17 protein-coding genes and 1 pseudogene are annotated in these 22,029 nt (G+C 70.7%); 8 read left to right on the top strand and 10 right to left on the bottom strand.

Translation table 11 applies throughout. The features are described 5' to 3' along the window. The first annotated feature begins 81 nt into the window (after positions 1-81). From BMZ92_RS01790 to BMZ92_RS01775, 4 genes are read left to right on the top strand one after another with little or no spacing between them, the layout of a single operon-like run. Positions 82-1,167, top strand: coding sequence for an epoxide hydrolase family protein (locus tag BMZ92_RS01790; RefSeq protein WP_091503835.1), 1,086 nt, complete (start codon positions 82-84; stop codon positions 1,165-1,167). Between the two features lie 9 nt (positions 1,168-1,176). Next, entirely contained in the window at positions 1,177-1,629 is a 453-nt protein-coding gene (locus BMZ92_RS01785) for a nucleoside deaminase (protein WP_091503833.1), read from the top strand. A gap of 9 nt (positions 1,630-1,638) precedes the next feature. Then, a complete protein-coding gene (locus BMZ92_RS01780) occupies positions 1,639-2,592 on the top strand; it encodes an isopenicillin N synthase family dioxygenase (RefSeq protein ID WP_091503832.1) in 954 nt (317 codons plus the stop codon). 45 nt (positions 2,593-2,637) lie between these two features. Continuing rightward, a complete protein-coding gene (locus BMZ92_RS01775) occupies positions 2,638-4,029 on the top strand; it encodes a purine-cytosine permease family protein (RefSeq protein ID WP_091503830.1) in 1,392 nt (463 codons plus the stop codon). Positions 4,030-4,036: 7 nt separating this feature from the next. On the opposite strand, the gene BMZ92_RS01770 is transcribed toward BMZ92_RS01775, so the two are convergent. From BMZ92_RS01770 to BMZ92_RS01735, 8 genes are all read right to left on the bottom strand, one after another. Further along, the gene (locus tag BMZ92_RS01770; protein WP_091504295.1) at positions 4,037-4,240 is read right to left on the bottom strand and encodes a hypothetical protein; all 204 of its coding nucleotides are present in this window, start codon (positions 4,238-4,240) and stop codon (positions 4,037-4,039) included. A 99-nt stretch (positions 4,241-4,339) separates the two neighbouring features. After that, positions 4,340-5,002, bottom strand: coding sequence for a TetR/AcrR family transcriptional regulator (locus tag BMZ92_RS01765; protein WP_091503829.1), 663 nt, complete (start codon positions 5,000-5,002; stop codon positions 4,340-4,342). A gap of 4 nt (positions 5,003-5,006) precedes the next feature. Beyond that, the gene (locus BMZ92_RS01760) at positions 5,007-6,164 is read right to left on the bottom strand and encodes an acyl-CoA dehydrogenase family protein (protein ID WP_091503827.1); all 1,158 of its coding nucleotides are present in this window, start codon (positions 6,162-6,164) and stop codon (positions 5,007-5,009) included. Further along, positions 6,161-8,038: an acetyl/propionyl/methylcrotonyl-CoA carboxylase subunit alpha gene (locus BMZ92_RS01755; protein ID WP_091503826.1), complete on the bottom strand. Its 1,878-nt coding sequence runs from the start codon at positions 8,036-8,038 to the stop codon at positions 6,161-6,163. The genes BMZ92_RS01760 and BMZ92_RS01755 overlap by 4 nt, the downstream gene beginning before the upstream one ends. 5 nt (positions 8,039-8,043) lie before the next feature. After that, positions 8,044-9,642, bottom strand: a complete 1,599-nt coding sequence (locus BMZ92_RS01750; RefSeq protein WP_177228495.1) for an acyl-CoA carboxylase subunit beta — start codon at positions 9,640-9,642, stop codon at positions 8,044-8,046. Further along, a complete protein-coding gene (locus tag BMZ92_RS01745) occupies positions 9,639-10,778 on the bottom strand; it encodes an acyl-CoA dehydrogenase family protein (protein ID WP_091503823.1) in 1,140 nt (379 codons plus the stop codon). Before BMZ92_RS01745 ends, BMZ92_RS01750 begins: the two co-directional genes overlap by 4 nt. Further along, positions 10,775-12,451, bottom strand: coding sequence for an acyclic terpene utilization AtuA family protein (locus BMZ92_RS01740; protein WP_091503821.1), 1,677 nt, complete (start codon positions 12,449-12,451; stop codon positions 10,775-10,777). Before BMZ92_RS01740 ends, BMZ92_RS01745 begins: the two co-directional genes overlap by 4 nt. Further along, positions 12,448-13,230: a TIGR03084 family metal-binding protein gene (locus BMZ92_RS01735; RefSeq protein WP_091503819.1), complete on the bottom strand. Its 783-nt coding sequence runs from the start codon at positions 13,228-13,230 to the stop codon at positions 12,448-12,450. The genes BMZ92_RS01740 and BMZ92_RS01735 overlap by 4 nt, the downstream gene beginning before the upstream one ends. Before the next feature lie 272 nt (positions 13,231-13,502). Between BMZ92_RS01735 and BMZ92_RS37955 the strand changes: the two genes are divergently transcribed. From BMZ92_RS37955 to BMZ92_RS01720, 3 genes are all read left to right on the top strand, one after another. Further along, entirely contained in the window at positions 13,503-17,303 is a 3,801-nt protein-coding gene (locus tag BMZ92_RS37955) for a ribonucleoside-diphosphate reductase subunit alpha (protein WP_091503817.1), read from the top strand. A gap of 5 nt (positions 17,304-17,308) precedes the next feature. Further along, positions 17,309-18,331 (top strand): ribonucleotide-diphosphate reductase subunit beta, encoded by a 1,023-nt coding sequence (locus tag BMZ92_RS01725; RefSeq protein ID WP_281245127.1) that lies wholly within the window; start codon positions 17,309-17,311, stop codon positions 18,329-18,331. Between the two features lie 69 nt (positions 18,332-18,400). Beyond that, positions 18,401-19,825 (top strand): cytochrome P450, encoded by a 1,425-nt coding sequence (locus BMZ92_RS01720; protein WP_245782828.1) that lies wholly within the window; start codon positions 18,401-18,403, stop codon positions 19,823-19,825. Here BMZ92_RS01720 and BMZ92_RS37750 read toward each other — a convergent pair. Together BMZ92_RS37750 and BMZ92_RS01710 are read right to left on the bottom strand one after the other, a co-directional pair. Next, positions 19,768-20,034 (bottom strand): annotated as a pseudogene (locus BMZ92_RS37750) (WapI family immunity protein); the annotation flags it as partial. The gene BMZ92_RS01720 and the pseudogene BMZ92_RS37750 overlap by 58 nt on opposite strands. Positions 20,035-20,149: 115 nt before the next feature. Beyond that, a complete protein-coding gene (locus BMZ92_RS01710) occupies positions 20,150-21,037 on the bottom strand; it encodes a LysR family transcriptional regulator (RefSeq protein WP_091503816.1) in 888 nt (295 codons plus the stop codon). Between the two features lie 98 nt (positions 21,038-21,135). Between BMZ92_RS01710 and BMZ92_RS01705 the strand changes: the two genes are divergently transcribed. Continuing rightward, positions 21,136-22,020: an NAD(P)H-binding protein gene (locus BMZ92_RS01705; protein WP_091503814.1), complete on the top strand. Its 885-nt coding sequence runs from the start codon at positions 21,136-21,138 to the stop codon at positions 22,018-22,020. The last annotated feature ends 9 nt before the right edge of the window (positions 22,021-22,029 follow it).

Raw genomic sequence — 22,029 nt, 5'->3', positions numbered from 1 at the left:
GAGCACCACTGCCACGACGGACACGGTACAGCACATACTAAGCGGTCGGTAACCTCTGGCGCGGGGATCTACGGTAGGCCCATGGACCCCTTCCGCATCGACGTCCCGCAGGAGCAGCTGGACGACCTGCACACCCGCCTCGACCTGACCCGCTGGCCCGCCGAGCTGCCCGGCTCCGGGTGGGGCTCCGGGGTGCCGCTGGGCTACCTGAAGGAGCTGGCGCACCACTGGCGGCACGGCTACGACTGGCGGCGGCACGAGCGCGAGCTCAACGAGTTCCCGCAGTTCACGACCGAGATCGACGGGCAGCGCGTGCACTTCCTGCACGTGCGCTCCGGCCGCACGGACGCGCTGCCGCTGCTGCTCACCCACGGCTGGCCCGGCTCGGTCGTGGAGTTCCTGAAGGTGCTCGGCCCGCTGTCGGCGGACTTCCACGTCGTGGTGCCGTCGCTGCCGGGCTACGGCTTCTCCGGTCCCACCACCGAGCCCGGCTGGGGCGTCCACCGCATCGCGCGCGCCTGGGCGGAGCTGATGCGGCGCCTGGGTTACGAGCGCTACGCCGCGCACGGCGGTGACTGGGGTGCGCTCATCACGCGGGAGCTGGGCAGGCTCGACGCCGAGCACGTCACGGCCGTGCACCTGACGATGCTGCCCGGCGGTCAGCTCGACCCGGCGGAGCTGACCGAGGACGAGCGGCGCCGGTTCGAGACGCGCCTGCGCTACCAGCGCGAGCTGTCGGGGTACTCGGTCCTGCAGTCCCAGCGCCCGCAGACGCTGGCCTACGCCCTGCACGACTCCCCCGTCGGCCAGCTGGCCTGGATCACCGAGAAGTTCCGGGACTGGACCGACTCGGCCGACTCGCCCGAGGACGCCGTCGACCGCGACCAGCTGCTGACGAACGTCATGCTGTACTGGCTCACCGGCACCGCGGGCTCCTCGGCCCGGCTCTACCAGGAGTCCGGCGCGCTCTGGCGCACGCCGCTGGAGCCCTCCCCCACGCCCACCGCGGTTTCGGTGTTCCCCAAGGACATCACGCTGCCCATCCGCCGCATCGCCGAGCGGGACAACAACATCGTGCGCTGGACCGAGCACGACCGCGGCGGGCACTTCGCCGCGATGGAGCAGCCGGACCTGCTGGTGGCCGACATCCGCGCGTTGTTGCTCTAGGGTGAGTGGATGGATCTTGACCCCGCCGCCCTGCTCGCCGTCGCCCGCGAGGAAGCCGTCCTCGGCAAGGCCGAGGGCGGCGTGCCCATCGGCGCCGCGCTGTTCACTGTGGACGGTCAGCTGCTCGGCCGCGGCCACAACCGGCGGGTGCAGGACGACGACCCGTCGATGCACGCCGAGACCAGCGCGTTCCGCAACGCGGGGCGGCGGCCGCACTACCGCGACACGATCATGGTGACCACGCTCTCGCCGTGCTGGTATTGCAGCGGGCTGGTCCGGCAGTTCACCATTCCCCATGTGGTCATCGGGGAGGCGCAGACCTTCTCCGGCGGCCACGAGTGGCTCGCGGAGCACGGCGTGCGGGTCACGGTCCTCGACGACGCGGACTGCGTCGCGCTCATGACGGAGTTCATCGCGCAGCGCCCCGAACTGTGGTTCGAAGACATCGGCACCTCTTCCTAGGAGCGGCACATGGGCTCGGTTCCGCTGATCGACCTGTCCCCCTGGTTCTCCGGCGACGACCGGGCCGGTGTCGCCGCCCGGGTCGACGCCGCGCTGCGGGACTCCGGCTTCCTGCTGATCACCGGGCACGGCGTCCCGGACGAGCTGCGGGCACGGACGCGGGAGTACTCCCGCGCCTTCTTCGCGCTACCGAAGGAGGTCAAGCAGCGGTACGCGGTCACGGTCGGCGGCCGCGGCTGGCTGCCCCCGGGCGTGGAGGCCAACGGGTACGCCGAGGGCACCGAGACCCCGCCGGACCTCAAGGAGTCCTATTCGGTCGGTGCGGACGACCCGGTGGGCGTGCCCGAGGTGGACGAGTTCTGGTTCCAGCCCAACGTGTGGCCCGCGGAGGTGCCCGGGCTGGCGGCGGCGGCCCGCGAGTACATGGCGCGCATGCGCGCGTTGTCGGACGAGCTGCTCACGATCTTCGCCGCCGCACTGGACCTCGAAACCGGGCATTTCACCCGCCACACCACGCATCCCACGTACACCTTCAACATCAACTGGTACCCGCCGATGACGCACGTCGGCGCGCCCGCGCCGGACCAGTTCCGCATCGGCCCGCACACCGACTTCGGCACGGTCACGGTGCTGGACCGGGAAGCGGGTGTGGGCGGGCTGCAGGTGTACACGGCCGAGGGCGAGTGGGAGGACGCGCCGCACGACCCGGCGGCGTTCACCGTCAACATCGGCGACCTGATGGCCCGCTGGACGGGCGACCGGTGGCGCTCCACCCGGCACCGCGTCCTGCCGCCCCACGCCACCGCGCCGGACGAGGACCTGGTGTCGCTCATGTTCTTCTACGAGACCGATCACGACGCCCTCATCGAGTCGCTCGCCCCGCCGCTGGGCCGCCGCGAGTACCCGCCGGTCGTCGCATCGCAGTACCTGCGCGAAAAACTGGACGTGATCACCGTTGCCTGACCGCGGCGCAACGCGGCCGAAACATCCGGCACCTACGGTGCTCGCATGGCAGCGACCCGACCAGTGACCCCAGCATCGGCGGAAGTGCGGCCCGGTGAGTACGGCGACCGGGTCGTGGCGGTGGAACCCGGCGGCATCGAACCGGTGGCGGCGGCGGACCGGCACGGCAGGCCGCGGCAGCTGTTCTGGACGTGGTCCTCGCCGAACCTCGAGTTCGCCACGATCTTCGTCGGCGTGCTCGGGGTTTCGGCGTTCGGGCTGAGCTTCTGGCAGACGCTGCTGGCGGCGGCGCTCGGCAACGCGCTCGGCGCGCTGTCCCACGGCGTGCTGTCCGCGCGCGGGCCGAAGCACGGCGTGCCGCAGATGGTGCTGAGCAGGCTGGGTTTCGGCTACTGGGGCAACCTCGTGCCCGCCGCGCTGATGTCGGTGACGGCGGGCATCGGCTGGTTCGCGGTCAACAGCGTCAGCGGCGCGTTCGCGCTCAACACGCTCACCGGGCTGCCCGTGCTGGCGTGCCTGGTGATCGTCGTGGTGCTGCAGATCGGCATCGCGTTCTTCGGGCACAACCTCGTGCAGGCGTACGAGAAGTACATCTTCGGTGTGCTCGCGGTGATCTTCCTCGTGGCGACCGTGTACACGTTCACCCAGGCTCACCCGGGTGCCGCCGGTGGCGGCGGGGGCACGGGCGGTTTCCTGCTCACGATGGGCGCCGCGTTCGGTTACGCGGCGGGCTGGAACCCCTACGCGGCGGACTACACGCGGTACCTGCCGTCGACGGTGCGTGGCCGCGCGGTCGGCTGGTACGCCGCGCTCGGGCTGTTCCTGTCGTGCACGGTGCTGATGGCCGCGGGCGCGGCGTCGGCGACGATCGGCGGCGCGGGCGGCGACGAGAGCCCGACCGCCGCGTTCACCGGGCACATGCCGGGCTGGCTCTCGGCGGTGACCCTGCTGGCGATCGCGCTCGGCGCGGTGGCGGCGAACGCGCTCAACGTGTACTCGGGGGCGCTGGCGTTCCTGTGCCTGGGCATCCGGCTGCCGCTGGCGTGGCGGCGCGCGATCGTCGCGCTCGGCTTCGGCGCGGTCGGGTTCGCGCTCGCCTGGGCCGGGCTGTCGGACGCCGGAGCGGCGTACGAGCACTTCCTGCTGGTGATCGCGTACTGGATCGCGCCGTGGCTCGGCGTCGTGTTCGCCGACCAGTACCTGCGGCGCGGGCGGGAGACCGCCGGGCTGCTCGCGGACCGCAGCCGCCGCGGCTGGGCGGGGCTCGGCGCGTTCCTCGTCGGTGCCGTCGTGTCGATCGCGTTGTTCGCGAACCAGTCGCTCTACACCGGGCCGGTGCCGAAGGCCGTGCCGGCGATCGGGGACATCACGTTCTTCGTGGGCTTCGCGCTCGCCGGCGGGCTCTACGCCGTGCTGGGCAGGCGCAAGCTGGTCTGAACCAGGCTCAGGCGGCGACGGTCACCGAGAGCGCGGCGCGCCCGGCGGGCGTCAGCTCGGCGGTGCGGCCGTCGGCGCCCACCGCGAGGTAACCCCGGTGCGCCAGGGTGTGCGCGGTCATCTGGTCGCAGCACGGGACCCCGTCGATGAACAGGTCCGGCTCGCAGCTGCTCGTCATCACCGCGCGCCCCTCCGCGACGGCCCGCAGCATCGCCAGCGCGCGATGGGACAACTCGTCTTCGGCCACCGGTATCAACCCCCTCGGGAAGAAACTGTGTACACCAGGTTATCGCGCGCTGCTCCATTCGTGTTAGCGCGCGGCCCCGGATATTTTTCGTGTCGCGTCACCTGGTTCAGCGCTACCCGGTTCCGGGAGGGTCGAATCCAGGACCCCCGCCCACTGATGGATGATCCTTTCGCGGCGGCGGCTGTCGTCGCTGAGCAGGTTCGCCAGACCCAGGCCGCGGGCGAGGTCGAGGGTGGCCTGGACCATCTCGCGCACTCCCCGCTGGTCCTCGCTCACGCCCAGCAGTTCCAGCGCCACCCGGTGCGCTTCCCGGCCCACCCTGGCCTCCAGCGGGACCAGTGCGGCCCGCAGCGCGTCGTCGGTCGAGGCGGCGACCCACAGGTGCAGCGCGGCGCGGAACATCGGCCCGGTGTAGAGGTTCAGCAGCATGTCCACGACCGCTTCGATGCGTGACTCCCCGGGCGGCAACTCGTCGACACGCTCCCTCAACTGGGTGAGCTGCACCTCGCCGAGGTACTCGACGGCGGCGGTGACGAGGTCCTCGCGGGTGCGGAAGTGGTGCTGCGCCGCGCCTCGCGAGACCCCCGCCCGCTGCGCCACGACGGCGACGGTCGTGCCGCTCCACCCGAGCTCCCCGATGCAGGCGACGGACGCCTCCAGCAACCGCCGCCGGGTGGTGCGGCTCCGCTCCTGCTGCGGCTCACGCGCCGGTGTACTCAGAACCATCCTCCTAATAGGACTTCGGCAGGCCGAGGGAGTGCTGTGCCACGAAGTTCAGCACCATCTCCCTGCTGACCGGCGCGATGCGGCCCACGCGCACGGCCCCGAGCAGCGTACCCAGGCCGTACTCCGACGCCAGCCCGTTGCCCCCGTGCGTCTGGATCGCCGTGTCCACCGCCTTGATCGCGACCTCCGCCCCGGCGTACTTCGCCATGTTCGCCGCCTCGCCGGCACCGAAGTCGTCACCCGCGTCGTAGCGGGCCGCGGCCTTCTGCGTCATCAGGCGGGCCAGCTCCAGCTCGATCTTGACTTGCGCCAGCGGGTGGGCGAGCCCCTGGTGGCTGCCGATCGGCGCACCCCAGACGCTGCGCTGCTTCGCGTACTCGACCCCCTTGTCCAGCGCGTACCGCGCGACCCCGGTCGAGAACGACGCGGCCATGATGCGTTCGGGATTCAACCCCGCGAACAGCTGCGCCAGAGCCGCGTCCTCGGACCCGACCAGCGCGTCGTACGGCAGGCGCACGTCGTCGAGGAACAGGCCGAACTGCTTGTCCGCCGAGACGAGGTCCATCTCGATCTGCCGGTACTCGAACCCGGGCGCGTCGGTGGGGACGATGAACAACGCGGGCTTGAGCTTGCCCGTCTTCGCGTCCTCCGTGCGCCCGACCACGAGCACCGCCTCGGCCTCGTCCACGCCCGAGATGAACACCTTCCGCCCGGACAGCAGCCAGTCCCCGCCGTCACGCCGCGCGGTCGTGGTGATGCGGTGCGAGTTCGACCCGGCGTCGGGTTCGGTGATGGCGAAGGACATCCGCGCCTCACCCGTCGCGAACCTCGGCAGCCAGCGGCTCTTCTGCGCGTCCGTGCCGTACCGGGCGATGACCGTGGCGCAGATCGCCGGGGACACCACCATCAGCAGCATCGGCGTGCCCGCGGCGCAGAACTCCTCGCACACGGCCGCCAGGTCGCCGATGCCCGCGCCTCCGCCGCCGTACTCCTCGGGCACGGCGACCCCGAGGTAACCCAGCCGCCCGGCCTCGTTCCACAACTCCGTGGTGTGCCCGCCGCTGCGGGCCAGCTTCGAGTAGTACTCGTGGCCGTAGCTGCGGCCCAGTTCGGCGACGGCCTTGCGGAGCGCCTGCCGTTCCTCGGTTTCTTCGAAACTCACTGCTGCTCCTTCACTACCGCCAGCACGGCCCCCACCTCGACCTGCTGTCCCACGGACACGGGCAGTTCCGCCACCACGCCGTCGGCCGGCGCGGTGATCCGGTGCTCCATCTTCATCGCTTCCAGCCACAGCAACGGGTCCCCGGCCGACACCGCGGCCCCCGGTTCGACCGCGATCCGCAGCACCGTGCCGGGCATGGGCGCGACGAGCGAACCCGCCACCAGCGCCGAACCGGGTTCGGTGAAGCGCGGCACCGGCGTGAGCGAGACCGGGCCGACGCACACGAGCCCCGGGTACCGGCCCACGGAGAAGCTCCGCCGCACTCCCGAGACGTCCAGCACCACCCGCTCCGGCGTCGCGTGGACGAGCGTGATGTCCTCGCCTTCGACGCGGTTGCCGGTGTACGCGACCTCGTACTCGCGGCCGCCCACGGCGTAGCGCTTGCGCTGGGGCGCCGACCGCACGTTCCGCCAGCCACCGGGAATGCGCTTTCCGGTGCGGTTCGCGGCCGCGTCGGCGAAGGCCGCCGCGACGGCGGCGAGGCGTTCGTCGCCCAGCGGGGCCGCGAGCGTGTCCAGCCCGTGCCTGCCGAAGAACGCGGTGTCGGTGTTGCCCGCCAGGAACTCCGGGTGCCGCAGCACGTTCACCAGCAGGTCGCGGTTGGTGCGCACGCCGTGGATCTCCGCCCCGGCCAGCGCCGCCGCGAGCTTGCGGGCCGCCTCCGCGCGCGTCGGTGCCCACGCGATGACCTTCGCCAGCATCGGGTCGTAGTGCACGCCGATCACCGAGCCGTCCTCGACGCCGCTGTCCACGCGCACGTCGCCCGGCACCGCGAAGTGGTGCAGGGTCCCGGTCTGCGGCTGCCAGTCGGCGGCCGGGTCCTCGGCGTAGAGCCGCACTTCGATCGCGTGCCCGTTCGGCGACGGCGGTTCGGGCGGCAGCGCCGCGCCCTCGGCGACGCGGATCTGCCACGCCACCAGGTCCAGCCCCGTCACCAGCTCGGTCACCGGGTGCTCGACCTGCAGGCGGGTGTTCATCTCGAGGAAGAAGAACTCGCCGTTCTCCGTCGCGAGGAACTCGACGGTGCCGGCACCCACGTAGTCGATCGCCTGCGCGGCCTTGCGCGCGGCCTCGAACAAGGCCGCTCGCATCGGCTCGTCCACCAGCGGGGACGGCGACTCCTCGACGACCTTCTGGTGCCGCCGCTGGATCGAGCACTCCCGCTCGCCGACCGTCCACACGGTACCGTGCGTGTCCGCGAGCACCTGGACTTCGATGTGCCGCCCGGTTTCCAGGTACCGCTCGCAGAACACCGTCGGATCGCCGAACGCCGACGCCGCCTCGGCCTGCGCGCTCGCGACCGCGTCGGTCAGCTCGTCCAGCTCCCGCACGACGCGCATGCCCCGGCCACCGCCCCCGGCGGAGGCCTTGATCAGCACGGGCAGGTCGGCTTCGGTGACGCGCTCCGGGTCCAGCTCCGCCAGCACGGGCACCCCGGCGTCGGCCATGATCCGCTTGGCCTCCACTTTGGACCCCATGGCCTCGATGGCGGCCGGTGGCGGCCCGATCCACGTGAGCCCCGCGTCGAGCACGGCCCGCGCGAACGCCCCGTTCTCCGACAGGAAGCCGTAGCCGGGGTGCACGGCGTCCGCGCCCGCCGCCTTCGCGGCCTCGACGAGCAGGTCCGCCCGCAGGTAGGTGTCCGACGGAGCGTCGCCGGGCAGGCGCACCGCGGCGTCCGCCTCCCGCACGTGCGGGGCGCCGGCGTCCGCGTCGGAGAACACCGCGGCCTTGCCGAGCCCCAGCTCCGCGCAGGTGCGGAACACGCGGCGGGCGATCTCGCCCCGGTTGGCGACCAGAATCGTGGTGAGCATCGGCCTCACATCCGGAAGACGCCGAAGCCCTCGGCGCCCTTGATCGGTCCGTTGGCGATGGCGGACAGGCTCAGCCCGAGCACCGTCCGGGTGTCGCGGGGGTCGATGATGCCGTCGTCGTAGAGCATGCCGGACAGGAACATCGGCATCGACTCGGCCTCGATCTGCTGTTCGACCATGGCGCGCATGGCCTTGTCGCCGTCCTCGTCGTAGGCCTGGCCGCGGTTCGCCGCCGCCGCGCGGGCGACGATCGACAGCACGCCCGCCAGCTGCTGCGGCCCCATCACCGCGGATTTGGCGCTGGGCCAGGCGAACAGGAAGCGCGGCCCGTACGCCCGGCCGCACATGCCGTAGTGGCCGGCGCCGTAGGAGGCGCCCATCAGGATCGAGATGTGCGGCACCTTCGAGTTCGACACCGCGTTGATCATCATCGCGCCGTGCTTGATGATGCCGCCCTGCTCGTACTCGCGGCCCACCATGTAGCCGGTGGTGTTGTGCAGGAAGATCAGCGGGGTGTCGGTCTGGTTGGCCAGCTGGATGAACTGCGTGGCCTTCTGCGACTCCTCGCTGAACAGCACGCCCTGCGCGTTGGCGAGGATGCCGACCGGGTAACCGTGCACGTCCGCCCAGCCGGTCACCAGGCTCGGCCCGTACAGCGGCTTGAACTCGTCGAAGTCCGAGCCGTCGACGACGCGGGCGATCACCTCGCGCGGGTCGAAGGGCACCTTCAGGTCTCCGGGCACGATGCCCACCAGGTCTTCGGGGTCGTAGCGCGGTTCTTCGTAGTCGGGCTTGGGCGCCGGGCCCTGCTTGTGCCAGTTGAGCCGTTTGACGATGCTGCGGCCGAGCCGGATCGCGTCCTCCTCGTCGACCGCCAGGTAGTCGGCCAGGCCTGAGGTGCGGGCGTGCATCTCGGCGCCGCCCAGCGACTCGTCGTCGGACTCCTCCCCCGTCGCCATCTTCACCAGCGGCGGGCCGCCGAGGAACACCTTCGCGCGTTCCTTGACCATCACCACGTAGTCCGACATGCCGGGCAGGTACGCGCCACCGGCGGTGGAGTTGCCGAACACCAGCGCGATCGTCGGGACGCGCTCGGCGGAGGAGTTCGTCAGGTTGCGGAACGTCCGCCCGCCGGGGATGAAGATCTCCTTCTGCGTGGGCAGGTCCGCGCCACCGGACTCGACGAGGTTGATCGTCGGGAGCCGGTTCTCGGCGGCGATCTCGGCCGCCCGCAGGCCCTTCTTGAGGCTCGACGGGTTGCTCGCGCCGCCCTTGACGGTCGGGTCGTTGGCGACGATCAGGCATTCCACGCCCTCGACGGTGCCGATGCCCGTGACAACGCTGCCGCCCACGTGGTAGTCGGTGCCCCACGCGGCGAGCGGGGACAGCTCCAGGAACGGCGAGTCCTCGTCCAGCAGCAGCTCGATCCGCTCACGCGCGAGCAGCTTGCCGCGCTTGCGGTGGCGTGCCACGTACTTCTCGCCGCCCCCGGCGATGGCCTTGGCGTGCTCGGCCTCGATCTCGGCGAGCTTGGCCAGCATCGCCTCCTTGTTCGCCGCGAACTCCTCGCTCGTGGTGTCCACAGCGGACCTGATGACGCTCAAGCGGTGTACCCCAATCGTTTCGCGGCCAGTCCGGTCAGGATCTCGTTCGTCCCGCCGCCGATGCCGAGGATGCGCACGTCCCGGTAGTGCCGCTCCACTTCGGACTCGCGCATGTACCCGAGCCCGCCGTGCAGCTGCACCGCCTCGTTGACGACCCACTCCGCGGCCTCGACTGCGCTGTTCTTGGCGAAGCACGCTTCCGCGATGACCTCCTCCCCCGCCACGTGCCGTTCGGCGACGTGCCGGGTGTAGACGCGGGCCAGGTCCGTGCGGCGAGCCATCTCGGTGAGCTTGTGCTGGACGAGCTGCCGGGAAATCAGCGGGCGGCCGAACGTCTCGCGCAGGCGGCACCACTCCAGCGTCAGGTCCAGCGCCCGCTGCGCGGTCGCGTAGGCCTGGACGGCGAGCGACAGGCGTTCGACGACGAACTGCGTGGCGATCTGGACGAACCCACTGTTCTCCTGACCCACCAGGTTCGCGGCGGGCACGCGAACGTCCACATAGGACAGTTCCGCGGTGTCCGAGCAGTGCCAGCCCATCTTCTCCAGCTTGCGGGACACGGTGAACCCGGGCGTACCCCGTTCCACGACGAGCAGCGAGACCCCGTGCGCCCCAGGGCCTCCGGTGCGCACGGCGGTGGTCACGAAGTCGGCGCGGCAGCCGGAGGTGATGTAGGTCTTGGCGCCGTTGACGACGTAGTGGTCCCCGTCCCGGCGCGCGGTCGTGCGGATACCCGCCACGTCCGACCCACCGTCCGGTTCCGTGATCGCCAGGGAGCCGATCAGCTCACCTTCGAGCGTGGGCCGCACCCACCGCTCGATCTGGGCGGGATCGCCGGCTTCGACGATGTGCGGCACGGCGATCCCGTTCGTCAGCAGCGACGCGACGAGCCCGCCCGAGCCGCCCGCGTACAGGATCTCCTCCGCGACCACGAGCGCGTCGAGGTAGTTCCCGCCGCCACCGCCCGCGCTTTCCGGGAACGACACGCCGAGTAGCCCGATCGCCCCCGCCTTGCGGTGCAGCTCGCGCGGCAGCTCACCGGCGCGCTCCCACTCGTCGAGGTGCGGCAGCACTTCGGTCTCGACGAACCGGCGGACGGTCTTGCGCAGTTCCGCGCGCTCCGGGGTGTCGATCATGCCGGGACCTCCGCGTGCCGGGCCCGCAGCCATTCGCCGAGCGCCTTGGCCTGCGGGTCGAACCGCGCCTGGGAAGCGACGCCCTCACCGAGCAGCCCGGTGACGACGAAGTTGAGCGCGTACAGGTTGGGCAGCGCGTACCGTTTCACCGGCAGTTCCGCGGTTTCGGGCAACAGCCGCCGGAACTCCTCGACGGTGAGGGTGTTCGCGAGCCAGCGCCACTGCTCCTCGGACCGCACCCACACGCCGAGGTTCGCGTCGCCACCTTTGTCGCCGCTGCGCGCGCCCACAACGGTGCCCAGCGGCGCGCGACGGGTCGGACCCGTGTACGGCTCGGGAAGCGCGGGTTCCTCCACATCAGACAGTTCCAGGGTCTGTTCCGAATGCGGGATTTCGACTCGGTCCCCGTTGGGCAACACCGCGGTGTGGTTCACCTCCGAAGCGTCCACATAGGACGCGGTGTACACGCCGTACGGCGACGCGTCCGACGGTGGTGCGGTCACGTGGAAGCCGGGATAGCTGGCGAGCGCGAGTTCGATCGCGGCACCGCTGAAGGCGCGTCCGGCGACCTTCGGATCCTGATCCTTGACCGCGCACCGCAGCAGCGCACTCGCGCCCTGTTCGGTGTCGGCGTCCTCGCGGTCGGTCCTGGCCAGCGTCCAGCGGATCTCCGCGGGCGGGTGGTCCTTCAGCGACCGCTCCAGCTGCTCCCGCACGAGGGCGGCCTTCGCGTCGATGTCCAGTCCGGTGAGGACGAACGTGGTCTCGTTGCGGAAACCGCCGAGGGTGTTGAGGCAGACCTTCAGCGTCGGCGGCGGCGGTTCGCCCTTCGCGCCGCTGATCCGCACCCGGTCCGGCCCGGCTTGTTCCAGCGCAACGGTGTCGAAGCGGGTCGTCACATCCGGCCCCGCGTAGCGCGGTCCCGCGATCTCGTACAGCAGCTGCGCGGTGACCGTGCCGACCGTGACGGCTCCCCCGGTGCCGGGGTGCTTCGTGATCACGCTCGATCCGTCGGCCTCGATCTCCGCGATCGGGAAGCCGGGCGTGCCGAGGTCGTGCTCGGTGAAGAACGCGTAGTTCCCGCCCGTGGCCTGCGCACCGCATTCGAGGACGTGCCCGGCGACGACCGCACCGGCGAGCCGGTCGTAGTCGTCGCGCTGCCAGCCGTAGTGCGCCGCGGCCGGGCCGACGACGAGCGACGCGTCCGTCACGCGGCCGGTCACCACCACGTCGGCGCCGGCCTTCAGGCACTCCGCGATCCCCCACGCACCCAGGTAAGCGTTGGCGGTCAAGGGTTTTCCCAGTCCCAGCCGTTCGGCCGAGGGCAGCAGCTCGTCGCCCTCGACGTGAGCGACGGCGATGTCCAGCCCGAGCTTCGCGGCCAGGTCGCGGATGGCGTCGGCGAGTGCGGCGGGGTTGAGGCCACCCGCGTTGCTGACGATCTTGACGCCCTTTTCCTGGGCCAGCCCGAGGTTTTCCTCCAGCTGACGCAGGAACGTCTTGGCGTACCCACGTGAAGCGTCCTTCAGCCGGTCGCGGCCGAGGATCAGCATGGTCAGCTCGGCGAGGTAGTCGCCGGTCAGGACGTCGAGCGGACCGCCGGTGAGCATCTCCCGCACCGCCGAAAAACGGTCACCGTAGAAACCGGACGCGTTGCCGATGCGCAGGGTCACGCGAACTCCCCCGGCTTGCGGCCCTTTCCGGGCGGGCCGGCGAACGCCTGGGCGATCTCCAGCCACTTCGCCGCGTCCGCCCCCTCGGCCACCAGATCGGTGTCCGCGGGATGCCGCCGCTGCGTCACCACCAGGCAGAAGTCCAGCGCGCTGCCGGTGACGCGCTGTTCGGCGTCCTCCGGCCCGTATGTCCACAATGTACCGTCCGGGGCCCGCAACTCGACGCGGAACTCGACGGGCGGTGGCGCGAGCGAATGGACCGCGAAGGCGAAGTCCCTGGTGCGGACGCCGAAGCGCGCGATGTGCCGGATGCGGTCCGTCGGCTCGTGCGGGATCCCCAGCGCGTCGTACACGTCCTGCGCGTGCGCCCAGGTCTCCATCAAGCGGGCCGTCGCCATCGAAGCGGCGCTCATCGGCGGGCCGTACCAAGGGAATTTCGTGCCTGCCGGAGCGGTTTCCAGCGCCGCGGAAAGCGCTTCCCGTCCGGTCCGCCACTCCTGGAGCAGTTGGTCGCGCGGTTTGCCCGCCTCTTCCACAGCCCCCGCGTCGACGTAGCCGTCGCCCGCGGCGAGCGCGCGCTGGACCTCCGCGCCGAAGTCGTCCGGCGTGCGCACCGCGAGCAGCGCCTTCGCGTCGGTCCACGCGAGGTGCCCGATCTGGTGGGCGATCGTCCAGCCCTCGGCCGGTGTCGGCGTCGCCCAGTCCGCCCCGGCCACGATGTCGTCGAGCGCCTGGCTCTCGGCCGCCAGATCGCTCAGGATCGGTCGCAGGTCCACCACCGCATTCGCCTCCTCGCGCCTGCCACGGAGCCTGGCACCGGTCGCCGGAAAAATCAAGCACGCTTGATTGTTTCTCTGCGGACCCCGCTAGCACGACCCGCCGACACGCCCGCATATTGGGGTGCTCGCGGAGAGACACCCCTAGATGTAGTCTTCGATCACCGGCAGCGCCCAGCGACGGGAGACGCTGGCTGCCGGGCGAAGCCTGTCCTCCAGCACGTCGTCCCCCGCGGCGGCGTGCCGATCCCACGCGCCCATTTTTGGAGTGATGCATGTCTGTGGAGACCACCTCACGGCCGGCGCGCACCGCCGTGCAGGTCATCCGCCGCGACGGCAGTGTGTCCCCCTTCGACGCGGGCAAGATCTCGGTCGCCCTGACCAAGGCCTTCCTCGCGGTCGAAGGGGACGGCGCCGCGGCGTCCTCGCGCATCCACCACGTCGTGACCGAGCTGACCGGCCAGGTCGAGACGGCTCTGCTGCGCCACGCCACCCCCGAGGCCGCGCTGCACATCGAGCAGATCCAGGACCAGGTGGAGCTCGCGCTCATGCGCGGCGGGCACCACAAGGTCGCCCGCGCGTACGTGCTCTACCGGGAGGAGCACGCGAAGGCCCGCGAACAGCCCGCCGAGCCGGACGCCTCCGCGCACGTCGACTGGGCCCGCGTCGAGCACGTCGTCGGCGAGGCCGTCGCGGGGATCGACGACGTGTCGGCGGAGCCGGTGCTGGCCGAGACCAAGCGGAACCTCTACCAGGGCATCACGGCCGACGAGCTGGGGACGGCGCTGATCATGGCCGCCCGCACACTCGTGGAGAAGGAGCCCAACTACTCGTTCGTCACGGCCCGCCTGCTGCTGGACAAGCTGCGCGGCGAGGCGCTGGGCTACCTGGCCGGCGAGCCGCGCCAGGCCAGCCACGACGAGCTCAACTACCCCGGCTACTTCCGCGACTACCTCGCGCGGGCGATCGAGCTGGAGCTGGCCGACCCCGAGCTGGCGAAGTTCAACCTGAAGAAGATCACCGCCGCGATCCGCCCCGAGCGCGACCTCGACTTCGGCTTCCTCGGCCTGCAGACCCTCTACGACCGCTACTTCCTGCACCACGACGGCACGCGGTTCGAGCTGCCGCAGGCGTTCTTCATGCGGGTCGCGATGGGCCTGGCGCTGCGCGAGGACGACCGCGAGAAGCGCGCGATCGAGTTCTACGAGCTGTTGTCGAGCTTCGCGTTCATGGCCTCGACGCCGACGCTGTTCAACTCCGGCACGACGCGCCCGCAGCTGTCGTCGTGCTTCCTGACCACGGTCGACGACGAGCTGGACTCGATCTTCCAGTCGTACAAGAACAACGCACTGCTGGCCAAGTACTCGGGCGGCCTCGGCAACGACTGGACGCCGGTCCGCGGCCTCGGCGCGCACATCAAGGGCACCAACGGCAAGTCGCAGGGCGTGGTCCCGTTCCTCAAGATCGCGAACGACACCGCGGTGGCCGTGAACCAGTGCTTCGCACCGGAGACGGGCATCTACACCGCGGACGGGGTCAAGGCGATCCGGGACGTCCGCGTCGGTGACCTGGTGCTCGGCTCGAGCGGCAGCTACCGCGAGGTGACCGACGTACTCGCCTACGACCAGACCGACCCGATGGTCGAGGTGAACGTCAAGCACTCCGCCGAAACCCTGAAGGTCACGTCAGGACACCCGTTCTACGCCATCCAGGGCGTGCCGCTCGGGCAGGAGAACCAGCGGACCCTCAAGTGGCTCGCGGACGGCAAGGTCCGTCCGGAGTGGGTCGACGCGAGCCACCTGACCAAGGGCGACTACGTGGCCCAGGTCGTGCCGAAGGAGGTCGTGCCCCTGCCCGGCTTCACCGAAGAGGACGCGCGTCTGTACGGCATCCTGCTGGGCGACGGTCACCTGTCCAAGGACGGACAGCAGTGGGGCGTCTCCGGGAATCCCGAGCTGGACACCCATCTGGACTTCGTCCGGAAGTACCTCACCGAGCGCGGCATCCACTTCGGGGAGACCGAACGCGGCGACGACCACGCACAGATCCACTGGGCGGCGGAACCGCTCACGGGAGCGCGCGAGCCATCCCTGCCGTTCACCGCCGCGGACCTCTACGACGGCGAACACAACAAGCGCATCGCACGCAGGCTGGCGCACCTGCCCAGGCCGCAGACCCTGGCTCTGCTGCAGGGTTTGCTGGAGACCCGTGGCGGCGTGTCGCGGGGTGTCGAGGTCCACTTCACCACGACCTCGCGCCACCTCGCGGCCGCAGTGCGTTACCAACTGCTTCGCCTGGGGATTCCGTCGGATGGGAAGACCCTCGACATCCGGGTCCCCGCGGTGCCGGAGATCGCGCAGTTGCTCGGCTGCCGTCCGGTGGTGAAGCGGAACTGGATCGAGTACCAGGGGATGGTCTTTTCCCGCGTACGCGACGTGCGCGAGATCGATGTGGTGCCCACCGTGTTCGACCTGAAGGTCGAGGGCGACGAGTCCTACATGACGGTCGCGGGCCTGGTGCACAACGGCGGGAAGCGGAAAGGCGCCGCCTGCGCCTACCTCGAGACCTGGCACATCGACGTCGAGGAGTTCCTCGACCTGCGCAAGAACACCGGCGACGACCGGCGCCGCACCCACGACATGAACACCGCCAACTGGGTGCCCGACGAGTTCCTCCGCCGCGTCGAGGCCGACGGGGCGTGGACGCTGTTCTCCCCCGACGAGACGCCCGACCTGCACGACCTCTACGGCAACGCGTTCGCCCAGCGCTACCGCGAGTACGAGGCCGCCGCCGACCGGGGCGAGATCAAGGTGTTCAAGCGCGTGCGGGCCGTGGACCTGTGGCGGCGCATGCTGACCATGCTGTTCGAGACCGGGCACCCGTGGATCACGTTCAAGGACCCGTCGAACCTGCGCTCGCCGCAGCAGCACGCCGGCGTCGTGCACTCGTCGAACCTGTGCACGGAGATCACGCTCAACACCAGCAGCGACGAGGTCGCCGTGTGCAACCTCGGCTCGGTGAACCTCCTCCAGCACGTCACGCCGGAGGGCCTGGACACCGCGAAACTGGAGCGCACCGTCCGCACCGCCGTCCGGATGCTGGACAACGTCATCGACATCAACTTCTACACGATCCCCGAGGCGCGCCGGTCCAACCTGCGGCACCGCCCGGTCGGCCTGGGCCTGATGGGCTTCCAGGACGCGCTCTTCGAACTCGGCCTGCCGTTCGCGTCCGACGAGGCCGTCGAGTTCGCCGACCGCAGCATGGAGCACATCAGCTACTACGCGATCTCCGCTTCGGCGGACCTCGCCGCCGAGCGCGGGCGGTACGAGTCCTTCGAAGGATCCCTGTGGAGCCAGGGCATCCTGCCGATCGACTCGCTGCGCCTGCTGGAGCAGGCCCGCGTCGGCGACGGGCTGGAGGTCGACCACTCGTCCACATTGGACTGGGACGGCCTGCGGGAACGCGTCCGCACCACCGGGATGCGCAACTCCAACGTCATGGCGATCGCGCCCACCGCGACGATCTCCAACATCTGCGGCGTCGGCCAGTCCATCGAGCCGCTGTTCCAGAACCTGTTCGTCAAGTCCAACATGTCCGGCGACTTCACCGTCGTCAACCCGCACCTGGTGCGCAGCCTCAAGGAACGCGGGCTGTGGGACGAGGCGATGGTGTCGGACCTGAAGTACTTCGACGGCAGCCTCGCCCAGATCGACCGGATCCCCGCCGACCTCAAGCGGCTCTACGCCACCGCGTTCGAGATCGACAGCCGGTGGCTGGTGGACGCCGCGTCCCGCCGGCAGAAGTGGATCGACCAGGCGCAGTCGCTCAACCTGTACGTGGACGCGCCGAGCGGCCGCAAGCTCGACGAGCTGTACCGCTACGCGTGGCACAAGGGCCTGAAGACCACCTACTACCTGCGGGCCCGCGCCGCCACGAGCGTGGAGAAGAGCACCCTGCGCGGAACGGACGGCAAGCTCAACGCCGTGCCCGCGACGGTGCCCTCGGTTCCGGTCGCCGCACCGGAACCCGCCGCCTGCCGGATCGACGACCCCGACTGCGAGGCCTGCCAGTGACCGACGTGAGCCCCCTGATCGACTGCGACGCGGGACGCGTCAGCATCGACGACAAGGCGATGCTCAACGCCCGCGCCGACGTGAACCAGCTGCTGCCGCTGAAGTACCGCTGGGCCTGGGAGAAGTACCTGGCGGCGTGCAGCAACCACTGGATGCCGACCGAGGTGTCGATGCAGGCCGACATCGCGCTCTGGCGCTCCCGCGACGGCCTGACCGAGGACGAACGCGTGATGCTCAAGCGCAACCTGGGCTTCTTCGCGACCGCGGAATCCCTGGTGGCCAACAACCTCGTGCTCGCGGTGTACCAGCGGATCACCAACCCCGAGTGCCGGCAGTACCTGCTGCGCCAGGCGTTCGAGGAGGCCGTGCACACGCACACCTTCCAGTACATCTGCGAGAGCCTCGGCCTCGTCGAGGGCGAGCTGTTCAACATGTACCGCGAGGTCCCCTCGATCACCGCGAAGGACGCGTGGGCGCTGAAGTACACCCGCGGCCTGGAAAACGCCGCCGACGACCAGGACTTCCTGCGCGACCTCGTGGCGTTCTACGTCGTGTTCGAGGGCATGTGGTTCTACACCGGGTTCGCGCAGATCCTGTCGCTGGGACGGCGCAACAAGATGGTGGGCATCGCCGAGCAGTACCAGTACATCCTGCGGGACGAGTCGATCCACCTGAACTTCGGCATCGACTGCATCAACCAGATCAAGATCGAGAACCCGCACCTGTGGACGCCGGAGTTCGCCGACGAGGTGCGCGGGATGCTGATCGAGGCGTGCGAGCTGGAGGTCGCCTACGCCCGCGACACGATGCCGCGCGGGATGCTCGGGTTGTCGGCGGAGCTGTGCGAGCAGTACATGCACTTCATCACCGACCGGCGGGCGCAGCAGATCGGGCTGGCGCCGATCTTCGGCGCGAGCGAGAACCCGTTCCCGTGGATGTCGGAGGCGATGGACCTGAAGAAGGAGAAGAACTTCTTCGAGACCCGCGTGACCGAGTACCAGACCGGCGGCTCGCTCGACTGGGACTGACAACGGGTCTTGCCAGTTGGGGGAAGGGGCGGCACGCTGGGGGCAGTGCGCACGTGCCGAGGAGGTCTCGTGACGATCCGCGACCGCGTTCCGCCCCTCACCTCGCTGCCGCTGCCCGCGGCCGTCGACCGGCGGCTGCTGGGCAAGCGGTGGCCGGTCACCGAACTCGCGCCCCCACCGCCCGGCAGCGGCCTGGCCCCCGTCCTCGGCGACGCGGGACCGCCGGTGATCGGGCACGCGCTGGACTCGATGCGGTTCGGCCCGGCGTTCGCGTTGCGGCGGTTCGAGACGTTCGGGCCGGTGTCGTGGATGGGTTCGTTCGGGCAGCGGTTCGTCGTGCTCGGCGGCCCGGAGGCCACGCAGCAGGCGCTGGTGAACAAGGACAAGGCGTTCTCGCAGGAGGGCTGGAAGTTCCTCATCGAGCGCTTCTTCCACCGCGGGCTGATGCTGCTGGACTTCGAGGAGCACCACCTGCACCGGCGGATCATGCAGGAGGCGTTCACGCGCGACCGCCTCGCCGGGTACTCGCGGCAGTGGGGCCCGGTGCTGCGGGAAGGTGTCGGGGCGTGGGGCCGGCCGGGGCGGCCGCGGCTGTACTGGGCGCTCAAGCGGCTCACCCTCGACGTGGCGTCACGCGTGTTCATGGGCATGCCGAGCGGGAACGACGCCGCGCGGCTCAACCGGGCGTTCGTGGACTCGGTGCGCGCGGCGACGTCGCTCGTGCGGTTCCCGGTGCCGGGCGGCCGGTGGGCGGCGGGCCTGGCGGGACGGCGCACGCTGGAGCGGTACTTCGGCGAGAACCTGCCCGCGAAGCGGCGTGCGCCGGGGCCGGACCTGTTTTCCGTGCTGTGCCAGGCGACCGGCGAGGACGGCGAGCAGTTCAGCGACGCCGACGTCGTGAACCACATGATCTTCCTGATGATGGCCGCCCACGACACGACGACGATCACCAGCACGGCGGCGGCCTACCACCTCGCGAAGCACCCGGAGTGGCAGGAGCGGGCCCGCGCGGAGTCACTGGCGCTCGGTGACGACTACCCGGACCTGGCCGCGCTGGACGAGCTGAAGACGCTGGACCTGGTGATCAAGGAGTCGCTGCGGCTGACCGCGCCGGTGCCGTCGTTGCCGAGGAAGACGGTGAAGGACGTGGCGGTGCTGGGGCACCACGTGCCCGCCGGGACGCTGGTCACGTTGTCGCCCAGCATCAACCACTTCTCGCCGGAGCACTGGACGAACCCGCACGCGTTCGACCCGGAGCGCTTCGCGGAGGGCAGGCGGGAGGACCGCTCGCACCGGTTCGCGTGGATGCCGTTCGGCGGCGGGGCGCACAAGTGCATCGGGCTGCACTTCGGGATGTTCGAGGTGAAGGCCGTGCTGCACGAGATGCTGCGCGCGCACCGCTGGACGGTGCCGGAGCGCTACCGCGTGCGGTGGGACTACGTGTCGCTCCCCGTGCCGGTGGACGGCTTGCCGGTGACGCTGACGCCGCGCTGACGGTCCTCGCCGAGCACGGGGAACGCTTCCCCGATCGCGGTGAGCGCGTCGATGATCGGCGGCAGGTCGGTCTGGTCCAGGTCGTCGAGGAGGAACGTCAAGCTGTTCGCGCTGCCTGGCTGGTCGCGGGCCACGCCCCGGACCTCGATCCGGCCGCACCGGTGCACCGTCGCGGTCAGGCTGAGCCACTCCTCCAGCGACTCCAGGCGCGCGACGCCGCCGAAGTCCCGTCGTCGAAGTCGGTCGCTCCGGGGTGCATGCGGCCCAGCACCGTGATCTCCACCCGGTCACCCAGCGGGGACCCGATCAGCACCGGCGGCACCATCACCCCGCCACGGGTGCCGGCGACGCGACCTCCGCCGCGACCGCGGTGGCCGCCCGCACGAACGCCGCCACGGCCGGGGAACGGGAATCCTGCGGCCAGGCCAGGTACAGCGTCACCGGCGGGAGGTCCGTCACCGTGCGGTACGCGATGCCCGGCCGCGGATGGCGCCGCGCCAGGGAATCCGGCACGAACCACACCAGGCCGCTCACTTCGACAAGGTTGAAGATCTGCGCCAGGTCCCGCGTCGACCGGCGGATCGTCTCCGGGCCGAGCACCAGGCCACCGTCCTCCGCCGCACCGCCGTCCGGCAGCGTCCGCCCCCGCAAATCGGCCAGGCACAAGGAAGAACGGGCGGCGAGCGGGTCGTTCGCCGCGATCGCGAGCAGGCGCGGTTCCGTCAGCAGCGGCTCGCTGTCCAGGCCCCGCGGCTCGAACGGCTCCGGCAGCAGCGCGACGTCCGCCCTGCCCTCGCGCAACGCCGGGGCCTGCTCGCCGCGACCGCCGAGCAGCAGCTCCACCGGCACGGCCTCGTCCTCCTGCTCGAACGCGCTGAGGATCCGGGGCAGCAACCCGGCGTCGTAGTCCGCCTTCAGCGCCAGCCGCAGCCCTGGCGCCGGCCGCCCCGCGTGCTGCGCCCTGCGGCCTGCGGCGGAGACGGCCTCGATCGCGGTGCGCGCGTCCCGAAGCAGCACCTCCCCCGCCGACGTCAGCCTGACCTGGCGCGTCGTGCGTTCGAGCAGCCGCACGCCCAGCTGCCGCTCCAGCTCCCGGATCGCCCGGGACAACGGCGGCTGCGCCATCCCGAGCCGCTCCGCCGCGCGGCCGAAGTGCAGCTCCTCGGCGACCGCCACGAAGTACCGCAGCTGCCGCACCTCCAGATCACTCATATTCCCACGGTATCAATGCCGACTGGATCGGTCCTTCACCTCCGCCCCGGCCCGCAGTTGACTCGGCAGCGGCAAAAGGGAAATCCCAGGAGGTCCTCATGATCGTCGTCACCACGCCCACGGGCGCCATCGGCCGCCAGGTCGTCCGCAACCTCCTCGACCGGGACGAGCGGGTCCGCGTCGTCGTGCGGGATCCGGGCAAGCTGTCCGATGACGTCCGAGAACGCGTCGAGGTCGTGCCGGGCTCGCACGGCGACCTCGACGTGGTCACCCGCGCGTTCGACGGTGCCGACGCCGTTTTCTGGCTGGTGCCACCGGATCCGCGCGCGGAGAGCATCGAGGCCGCGTACGTGGACTTCAGCAGGCCCGCGTACGAAGCCATCAAGACCCAGGGGGTCGGGCGCGTCGTGGGCGTCTCGTCCATCGGCCGCGGCACGCCGGTCGTCGGCAACGCCGGGCACGTCACGGCGTCCATCGCGATGGACGACCTGCTCGCGAGCACCGGCGTGCCGTACCGCTCCCTCGCGAACGCCACGTTCATGGACAACCTGCTCCGGCAGGTCGCCTCGATCCGCGACCAGGGCGTCTTCTACGACATCATCGCGGGCGACACGAAGGCGCCGACGTGCGCGACGCGCGACATCGCCGCCGTCGCCACCGGGCTGCTGACCGACCCGACGTGGAGCGGGTACGACAGCGTGCCCGTGCTCGGTCCCGAGGACCTGTCCCAGGACGACCTCGCGCGCACCATGTCCGAGGTGCTCGGCAAACCCGTGCGGTACCAGCGGATCCCCGCGGCGGACCTGAAGGCGATGATGATCGGCCGCGGGACGTCCGAGGCCGTGGCGCAGGCGATGATCGACATGATGACCGCCAAGGACAACGGCCTCGACCTCGGCGAGCCGGACGCCGACCGCCGCGGCACGCCGACGACGTTCCGGCAGTGGTGCGAGGAGGTGCTCAAGCCCGCCGTCGAGTCCTGAGCACCTCCC

The organism is Amycolatopsis sacchari (assembly GCF_900114035.1).
GTDB classification, from domain to species: domain Bacteria; phylum Actinomycetota; class Actinomycetes; order Mycobacteriales; family Pseudonocardiaceae; genus Amycolatopsis_E; species Amycolatopsis_E sacchari.
The sequence above is the reverse complement of the archived record's forward strand: the minus strand, read 5'-3'. Positions and strand labels throughout refer to the sequence as shown.